Source organism: Tautonia sociabilis, assembly GCF_003977685.1.
Taxonomy (GTDB): domain Bacteria; phylum Planctomycetota; class Planctomycetia; order Isosphaerales; family Isosphaeraceae; genus Tautonia; species Tautonia sociabilis.
Genome location: NZ_RYZH01000045.1, coordinates 49,429 through 58,224 on the forward strand (window position 1 = coordinate 49,429; position 8,796 = coordinate 58,224).

General features: G+C 71.3%; 5 protein-coding genes. 4 read left to right on the top strand and 1 reads right to left on the bottom strand.

Translation table 11 applies throughout. The features are described from left to right. Nucleotides 1-15 precede the first annotated feature (15 nt). From TsocGM_RS19740 to TsocGM_RS19755, 4 genes are all read left to right on the top strand, one after another. The gene (locus tag TsocGM_RS19740; protein WP_158633641.1) at nt 16-981 is read left to right on the top strand and encodes a TPR end-of-group domain-containing protein; all 966 of its coding nucleotides are present in this window, start codon (nt 16-18) and stop codon (nt 979-981) included. Between the two features lie 279 nt (nt 982-1,260). Then, nucleotides 1,261-2,280: a KpsF/GutQ family sugar-phosphate isomerase gene (locus TsocGM_RS19745; protein ID WP_126727185.1), complete on the top strand. Its 1,020-nt coding sequence runs from the start codon at nt 1,261-1,263 to the stop codon at nt 2,278-2,280. A gap of 10 nt (nt 2,281-2,290) precedes the next feature. Next, nucleotides 2,291-2,893, top strand: a complete 603-nt coding sequence (locus tag TsocGM_RS19750; RefSeq protein ID WP_126727186.1) for a KdsC family phosphatase — start codon at nt 2,291-2,293, stop codon at nt 2,891-2,893. 227 nt (nt 2,894-3,120) lie between these two features. After that, a complete protein-coding gene (locus TsocGM_RS19755) occupies nt 3,121-6,732 on the top strand; it encodes a hypothetical protein (RefSeq protein ID WP_126727187.1) in 3,612 nt (1,203 codons plus the stop codon). An 81-nt stretch (nt 6,733-6,813) separates the two neighbouring features. Here the strand turns inward: TsocGM_RS19755 and TsocGM_RS19760 are convergent, their stop codons facing one another. Beyond that, entirely contained in the window at nt 6,814-7,941 is a 1,128-nt protein-coding gene (locus tag TsocGM_RS19760; RefSeq protein ID WP_126727188.1) for a tagatose 1,6-diphosphate aldolase, read from the bottom strand. Nucleotides 7,942-8,796: the final 855 nt, after the last annotated feature.

Here is an 8,796-nt window from a genome sequence, read left to right on the forward strand (position 1 = left end):
CCCAGGAGCCTTCCCGTGCGGAACGCCGTCGTGACCCTCCTTGTCCTCGTCGTCCTGGGGACCCTCTTCCTCCTCTTCCCGAGGAGGAAGGCCGATCCGTCCCCAACCCTCGATCAGGGCGGCGACACCAGGCCGGAACGGCTCGATGAGCGGGCGGAGCGGCACTTCCTCCGGGGGGAATACGCGAAGGCGGCGGAGGCCTATCGCCTGCTCCTCGACGAGAATCCGGAGGACCCCCTGGCCTGGATCCGGCTCGCCTACGCGACCCACGAGCTCGGCGACTTCGAGGCCTCGGTCGACCTTCACCGCCGGGCCGCGGAGTTCGAGCAGAACCGGATCGGCAGCCACTACCGGATCGGCTGCGCCCTGGCCCGGCTCGGGAGGCCGTCCGAGGCGATCGACGCCCTGGAAGACGCGGTCGAGGCCGGCTATTACGACCGAACCCGGGCCGAGAACGACCCGGACCTCGCCTCGCTCCGGGGAAACGAACGGTTCGAGCTGCTGCTCGACCGCATGGCCCCGCCTCCCCCCGGGCGCGGCCCGCTGGATTTCTGGGTGGGCAACTGGGCCTCCTGGGACGCGGAGGGGGATGACCTGATCGGGCACGTCTCCGTCCGAAGGGAAGAGAATAGCCGCCTCTTCGTCGAGAGTTGGAACGACTATCGGGGCACCTCCGGCCGGGGGATGGCCTACCGAGATCCCTCCGACGGCCGCTGGCACCTGCTCCGGGTCGATTCCCGGGGCGAGGTCCACCGCCTTGCCGGCGAGTTCCGGGACCAGGCCCTCGAGCTCTCGGGAGAGCGGATCAGCCAGGCCGGCCGCGTCTTCCCGATGCGAGCGGTCCTCCGGCCCCAGGGACGGGGTTGGGTCATCCTGACGCTCGAATCGACGGAAGACGGCGGCGAGACCTGGGTGACCCTGGCCGATCGACTCCTCCGACCGGAGGAGCCGACCTTCTTCATGGGCCCGGGACGACGCTGACCCGATCGGACCGCCCTCGATCCTCCCCCGCCAGCCGAGAAGCCCCCCGGCCCTCGAACTCCGGCGAAGCGACGCAAGTCGCCGAGCCGATCGGGTCGATGGTCTGGGTAACGGGCATCCGACCCGGCGATCCCGACTCGCGTTGACGGAGCAGGGGCGATGGGCTATGGTTCCGTTCCCGATCCGACGGGGCGGTTGCGGCCTGACCCGGTCGAGATCGGACCGGGCGGAGGAAACACGGTCCCCGCCCCGGCCTATCGGCGTGCAAGGAGGCACCGGATGGCCACCGTCACCGCCGAGACCCCGATCGGCTCGGAGGCCGAGGCGCTGGCCTTCGCCCGGGGGGTGCTCCGCATCGAGGCCGAGGCCATCGGCCGCGTCGTCGACCGCCTCGACGGCGCGCTGGTCCGGGCGGCGGAGTGGATCCACCAGTGCCCGGGGAGCGTGGTCGTGACCGGCATGGGCAAGGCCGGGTTGGTCGGCCAGAAGCTGGCCGCGACTTTGGCCTCGACCGGCACGCTCTCCTTCCCGCTCCACCCGGCCGACGCGGTGCACGGGGACCTCGGCCGGATTCGGGAGGGGGACCTCGTGCTGGCCCTCTCCCAGAGCGGCGAGACCGAGGAGGTCACCCGGCTGATCCCGGCGATCCGTCGCCTGGAGGCCGGCTTGATCGCCCTCACGAGCCGGCCGACCAGCACCCTCGGCCGCCAGGCCGACCTGTGCATCGCGCTGGGTCCAATCGAGGAGGCCTGCCCGCTGGGCCTCGCCCCCTCGGCCAGCACGACCGTGATGATGGCCGTCGGCGACGCCCTCGCCCTGCTCGTGAGCCGAATGCGCGGCTTCCGCCCGGAGGACTTCCTCCGCTATCACCCTGGCGGCAGTCTCGGCCGCAAGCTGACCCGGGTCGAGGAGGTGATGCGGACCGGCCCCCACGTCCGGACGGCCCCGCCCGACGAGACGGTGCGCGAGGTCTTCGTCCGGCTCGGCGGCGCCCGGAGGCGGAGCGGGGCCGTGCTCGTCGTCGGCGAGGAAGGCCGCTTGCTCGGAATCTTCACCGACAGCGACCTGGCCCGCCTGTTCGAGCAGCGCCGCGAGGCGATGCTCGACCGGCCGATCGCCGAGGCGATGACGAGCGACCCCATCGTCGTCGCCTCGGGGGCCTCGATCGCCGAGGCGGTGGAGCTGCTCCGGTCTCGGAAGCTGAGCGAGCTGCCGGTGGTCGACCCCGGCCATCGGCTGGCGGGGCTGGTGGACATCACGGACCTGATCGGCCTGGAGGCCGACGCCCTCGAGCGGTGAGGACGGCGGCATGCCCCATCCGATCGCCATCCCCGAGATCCTGGCGGCCCGCTGCCGGGAGGTCGAGTTGCTGGTGCTCGACGTCGACGGGGTCCTCACCGACGGGATCATCGCGATCGACGACCGAGGGGTCGAGACGAAGCGGTTCTTCGTCCGGGACGGCTCGGCCCTGGCGCTCTGGCGGAAGGCCGGGCACCGGGCGGCGATCCTCTCCGGCCGCTGGTCGCCGGCCGTCGAGCGCAGGGCCGCCGAATTGGGGCTCTCCCCGGTGATCCAGGCAGCGCGGGACAAGGGGGCCCGGCTCCGGGAGCTGGTCGCCCGGCTCGGGCTGGAGTTTCGACAGGTGTGCGTCATGGGAGACGACCTGCCCGACCTCCCGGCCCTTCGGCTCGCGGGGCTCTCGGCCTGCCCGGGAGATGCCGTTCCCGAGGTCCGAGCGGTCTGCGACCTGGTGAGCAACCGTCCCGGCGGCCGGGGGGCCGTCCGGGGCATCGTCGAGGCGATCCTCCGGGCGCAGGGACGCTGGGATAACCTAGTGCGCTCGGATCTCGACGATCCCGGATCGTCCCCGCCGGAGGGACGCGGTCGCGAGGATCCCTCTCCTCCCGGCTGAGGCACCCCGGCCCATCGCCAGGGGCCTGGCGATCGGGCCAGGAGGCTGGCGGGGACGGGATCGAACGGCTCTCCGGGGCGGCCAGACAACCCCGAGAATCGGAATCTTCTCACATCCGGGCCGGGCGCCCCGCCGTTTGCTGAGGGGGCCCGGCGGGCCGCCCCGGCCGGGAGGACGGCGGGGCCGAGGGCCGAGGCGATGCTCGAGACCGGATGCGGATCGACGTCATGACCCGAATCGTCCGAACCGTGGCCACCTTCGCGCTGCTCCTGGCCGGCTTCTTCGGCTATGAGCGGGGCTTCGCCATCCTCGCCTCCCGGGTCGCGCCCCCGACTCCGGTCCGGGCCGGCACGTTCGATCTCCGCCCCTCGGACTCGATCGGCGCCCAGAAGGCGACCGAGCTCGCTCGTCGGGTCCTCGGCGAGCACCACTGGACGTCGGGGGCCGTCAGCGATGTGACCAAGTATTACAACAATGAACGCGGCTACTGGATGTACTGGAGCTCGTTTGAGTTCCCCGACGAGCACGACCGCAAGCGGATCATCCTGGCCCCGTTCGCCGTCATCTGGGGGTCGAACAAGGACGGCAGCGTCAAGGTAATGTCGGGCGACCGGGCGATCATCGACTTCGACCAGCCGTTCAGCTTCCTCGCCCCCGGGCCGAAGCCGAGCGTCGTGCACGCCAAGATCGAGGGGATCGACGAGCATGTCCTGATCCTCGACGACAAGGCCACCCCCGACCCGGCCGACGACCTGGTCGTCACGCTGCCCTACGCGGAGTACTTCGAGAAACAGATGCAGATCCGCTGCGAGGAGCAGGTGCAGCTGATCGAAGGGGGCTACACCGTCTCCGGAAGGGGGCTGGTCATCGCGCTCCGGCCGCCGGAGGCCAGCGGCGGCTTCCCCGGCGCCGAGGTGGTGACCCTCAACGAGCGGGTGGAGATCACCGCCGAGGACGTGGGCCGCTCGGGCCTGCTCCCCGGCAACGCGCTGCCCGACCAGCAGGTCGTCGCGGCCGAGGGAGGCGAGGGCCCGGCCGATCAGGTCAAGACCCCCGGCCGCCTGACCTGCGACGGGCCCATGCGGCTCCAGCTCCCCCGGCCTCGCCTGCCGGCCCGAGTCGGCCCGCCGGCGCCGGGGCAGCCGACGATCGCCGAGTTCTCCCGCAACGTGGTCATCGAGCGCGGCGCCGAGCGGCCCGACCGGATCACTGGCGACCACCTGTACGCCGTGCTCGTCCCCCGAGACCTGCGGCCGCCGGCCTCCCCGGTCGAGACGACCGAGGCCGAGGCCGCCTCGGCGACCGCGACCGCGACCGCGTCCGGGGCCGAGGCCGGCTCGGGGGACGGGCTCCGGCTGCTGGAGGCTCGCGTGGACGGCCATGTGGTCTGGCTGGAGTCGCTCGCCGAGCGGGTCCGATGCCGGGGCAACGAGCTGATCTACCGCAAGCCCGAGGAGGACACGCCCGAGGTCTCCTACTTCCGGGCCGACCCGGGGCAGCAGATCCAGTTCGAGCGGGCCGAGCCCAACGGCCAGATCGTCACGATCCTCTCCGCGGACGCCACCCTGCACGGCGACCCCGAGCGCAAGGGAAGGTCCACCGTCATCGCCCGAGGACCCGGCCTGCTGGAGATGCGGGCGGGCCGCGACGCCCCGGTCGACCGCTCGGCGACCTGGCGGGATGAGATGGTGGTCGAGACGAACCTCACCCCCTCCCAGCCGGACGACCAGGGCTCCCGGACCTTCATCACCCTCCAGGGCTGGCCGATCCTGCACGACCCGAAGCAGCTGACCCTCGCCGCTCGTGAGAAGGTGGTCGTCAGCCTGATGCCTCGGCCGGCCTCGGCGGCGGCGGTCGCCTCCCCCTTGGAACCGGATGCCGAGGACGGGGGCACGTCGTACCGGATCGAGTGGGTCTCGGCCCTCGGGGACGTCCACCTCGTCACCCCCGACAACGCCAACGCCCCGGCGGTCGCCGAAGGCGGGGAGGCCGGCCGCTCCGAGTCTCGTCGCGAGCTGAACGCCCGGGAGAAGCTGGATGTGGTGTTCACGTACCTCGACGACTCCCCCGCCACCCCGGCGCCGAGCGGCGTGATCGCCCAGGGGCCGGGACAGCCAGGCGCCCGGACGGTCATGGCCGCGCAATCAGGGACCGCCGGCATCCAGGCAGCCGGAGAGCGCTCGGAGCCCTCCCCCTCGGGGCCGGCCTCCGGGACGGCGGGGGACGCCCAGGCGTCGGTCGGCACCGAGGCGAAGGCGCCCGAGCCGGGCCGGCCGTTCTCGGCCGAGGCGGATCTCGTCTGGGCCCGGATCGAGGTGGTCGGCGACGCCTCGGGACTCGACCTGGCCGGCTCGAACGGGGGGACCCGAGAGGTCCGCGAGGCCAGGCTCCGCAAGAACGTGGTGATCCACCAGGATCCGGCCCCGGGTAAGGAGGTCGGCTTCCACGTGGACGCGGACAGCGGTGTGGATGTCGAGAACATCGGGCCGGGCCGCCTCCGGATCTACGCCCACGGCGAATCGAGGCCGGTGACGGTGGCCTCGGACGATCTGTACATCCAGGGGTTCCCCGAGGCCTCGGCCGACCGCCGGGTGGTGCTCGGCGTCGACCAGGCCTACGACTTCGCCTTCGTCCAGGGGCCGGGCCGGCTCTGGAACCTGACGAACAAGGCGGCCATGGGACGCATCGATCAGGTCTCCACCAAGCGAGACGAGGCCCCCGACGAGAACCGCGAACCCTTGATCGTGACCTGGGCCGATCGGATGACCTTCTACGGCCAGTTCGCCCTGCCCGATGGCCGTCCCGGACCCGCCCGGGCCCTGTTCCTGGGAGACGTCAAGTCGCGGCACGGTGACTCCGGCGTGGTGTGTCGGGAGATGGAAGCCATTTTCGACCGCCCCATCTCGTTCGATCGCGCGATCCCAGGAGGCGGCGGAGACTCTGCTCGAAGCCAGCCCGAGGACGAGGATCGGATCGAGATCGATTCGGTCATCTGTAATGGTCGTGTCTCCCTGTGGTCCCTAGTCAGGGAAAAGGAGAATCCGGCCGCCTTCCGAGAGCTGAGGGAGGCGGAGGGAGAATCAGTGACCTTCGACCGGCCGGCCGACCGCTTCTGGATCGACGGCGCCGGGACCGTGAGCGTGGCCACCCTGGACAACAGCGAGAACGGCGACTCGGCCCGGGTCTTGCCGACGGCCGATCGAGGAAGACGGCCCGCCTCCCGCCTGCCGCTGACCAAGCTTCGGGTCGACTTCAACGACGGCCTGGAGGGGCAGCTCGGAACCGCCAACGGCGGCTACCGGGTGGCCGAGTTCCGAGGCGACGCGAGGGCCATCCGGGCTCGGGTGGCCCAGTTCCGGGAGGAGCTGGACTACGACCGGCCCCCTTCCGACGCCGTCCTGCTGGACGGGGAGACCATCTATGTCGTGCACAACCCGGCCGTGCCGGGGATCCCGGAACGGACCTTCCTGAAGGCCTTCGGCTCGGCCCAGGGGAGGTCCGACGGGAAGACCCTGCTGGGGGATACGATCACCTATGACTCGAACACCGGCCGGTTCTTCGTGCAGGGGACGCCGGCCGCCCCAGTGACGATCTTCTCCCAGGAGACGGTCGGCCAGCCGGGGACGAGGACCTCCGCCAGGGCGCTCTGGTACAACACGAAGACCGAGGAGAGCGAGGTCATCGAGCCGGGCTCGGCCATCTTCGTCCGGCCGCAGACGGCCGGGCGGCTGGGACGGGTCTCGCCCAGGGAAGAGAAGCCGGAGAAGGAGAAGGAGCGGCCCGAGCCCCGCTTGCCGTCCCGAGGAGACATGGAACGGCAAGGGTTCACCGGCAACTGACCCTCGCCGATCGGGGGGGAGGGGCCTCGGCCGGAGTCGAGGACCCTCCCTGGGATCGAGCGGGGCCGGAGTCGGAACGGGTCAGTAGACCTCTCCCGCCCGGACGGCGTGGCCCGAGGCGCCGCCCGCCGACTCGGCGTGCGGGGCGTAGCGGAAGTGCCAGCCCTCGGCGGCCCGGATCTGGAGGAAGTCCTCCTGGGTCAGACCGTACTTGGCGAACCAGGGGGCACCGTTCTCCTTGACGATCGCGTCGGCCTCCTCGACCCGACGGGCGCCAACCTCCGCCGCGAACTTCGAGCGGGCCTCGGGACTCTCTTCCTGGAAGTACTCCTTCCAGAAGGCCCGGCCGCCCAGGATGCCCGAGGCGCCACACTCCATCGCCATGCGGACCTGGACCAGGTAGTCGGCGTAGTCGACGCCGGCCGAGAGCAGCACCCAGGGGGTCTGGCTGCACTCGGAGAGGGCCAGCAGGTTATCCCGCAACTGCTCCTCGGACTCATGACCGAGGGTGCCCGGGAACTCCGCCTTGTACACGTCGCACCAACGCGAGAGCTGGCGGGCCGACTCGATCACCGTCTCGGCCTTCCGGTTCAGGAAGCTCGGGTCGGTCTTCTTCTCGCCGTCCAGCGGGAAGGCGACCGGCTCCAACAGCATGAGAATGTCGAACTTGCGGCAATCCTCGTAGATCTTCTGGATGAAGTCGAACTGGTGCTGGGCACTGTCCAGCTCGGTCGGCTCGAAGGGGGCCAGCAGCTTGACGACGTCGACCCCCATCAGCTTGATCTTCTCGACCGATAGCCCGGGCTCGATCGAACCGAGCGGCCCCCCCCGCTTGTTCTTCGGCCCGCCGGACTTCTCCACCCGGACGATCAGCCCCTTGTCGGGGGGAACCGCGCCGGTGGCGATGGCGGGCCATGCGCCATAATAAGCATCAATCAGGATGCCGCTGGCCTTGGGGGCCATGTGGCGAACCAGGTCGAGCTTGGCCTCGACGATCTCCTCGAAGGTGGGGTCGCGATCCTCTCCCTTGGCCTTCAGGCCTTTCTTGGCCAGGTCGATCATCGAGCTGTTCTGGTCGAAGGCGACCATGGTCAGCGTGCCGTTGGGGTTGCTGATGCGCTGCAACCCGCGGAGCTTGCCGGGGGTGAGGCCGCGGCCGAGCAGGACGGTGGCGCCGAGCTTGGTGGGCGAACTGGCGGCGACGGACATGGCGGACGTTCTCCTGAGGAGCAGGACGTTCGGTCAATCGAGATGGGTCCAATCGGGGCGGACTCGGGTCGGGGCCCGGCTTTGGCGCGCAACCATCCCGCGAAGGCCCGAGGGCCGATTCGGTCGCGAGTCTAGCATCCGACGCCCCCGACGTTCAAGGACCCTCGACGCGGACCGAGCCCCGCTCCTCCCCCCCGGACGCCGTGCGATCGGGCCCCCGGCCGTTCGCCGAGGACGGCGGCGGCGCGGGAGAGGTGCGCGGATCTCGGCCATCGAGCCCGGCCGGCGGTTGATTCCGCAACCGGATGGGAACCAATCGGTTACGGACGAAGATCCGGGTCGGCTCCTCGGTCGCGTTGGGTTCGGTCCGTCTCGGCGCCGCGTGTCCGATGGGGATCGGACGGGGATCGTCTCGCGTCGGATCGGCCGGGGGGGCGGGAGACGATCCCGGCGTCTCCGAGCCGGTCGGGATCGCCCCGTCCTCGGAGCGTGTCGGGGCGGCGATTGGCTCGGGATCGGACGCACTCGGGGGACGTTCCGTCGGCGGCTCCGTCCGGGATTCCGAGTCCGGGATCGGAGGCGTCGGCAGGGCTCCCGGCTCGAACCCGATCCGGACGAACCCCGGCGGCGCGGGGTCCGAATCGACCTCCCGCCACCAGCCGCCGCCGACGGGAGCCCGGGGCGTCTCCCCGATCTCCGCCGCTTCTTTGGCAATCGCCAGCAGCTCCCGACGGCGGCGATCGCGCAGGTTCAGGAAGAGCCGAATCGCCGCCATACAGGCCCGGTCGGCCGCCGACTCGTACCGATGCCGCAGCTGCCCCTCCTGCGACGTGTCGGCCGCCGCGGCGCGGCGGG

Coding starts and splice junctions, on each gene's coding strand:
- TsocGM_RS19750 (WP_126727186.1), top strand. CDS start 2,291: ATGCCCCATCCGATCGCCATCCCCGAGATCCTGGCGGCCCGCTGCCGG.
- TsocGM_RS19760 (WP_126727188.1), bottom strand. CDS start 7,941: ATGTCCGTCGCCGCCAGTTCGCCCACCAAGCTCGGCGCCACCGTCCTG.
- TsocGM_RS19755 (WP_126727187.1), top strand. CDS start 3,121: ATGACCCGAATCGTCCGAACCGTGGCCACCTTCGCGCTGCTCCTGGCC.
- TsocGM_RS19745 (WP_126727185.1), top strand. CDS start 1,261: ATGGCCACCGTCACCGCCGAGACCCCGATCGGCTCGGAGGCCGAGGCG.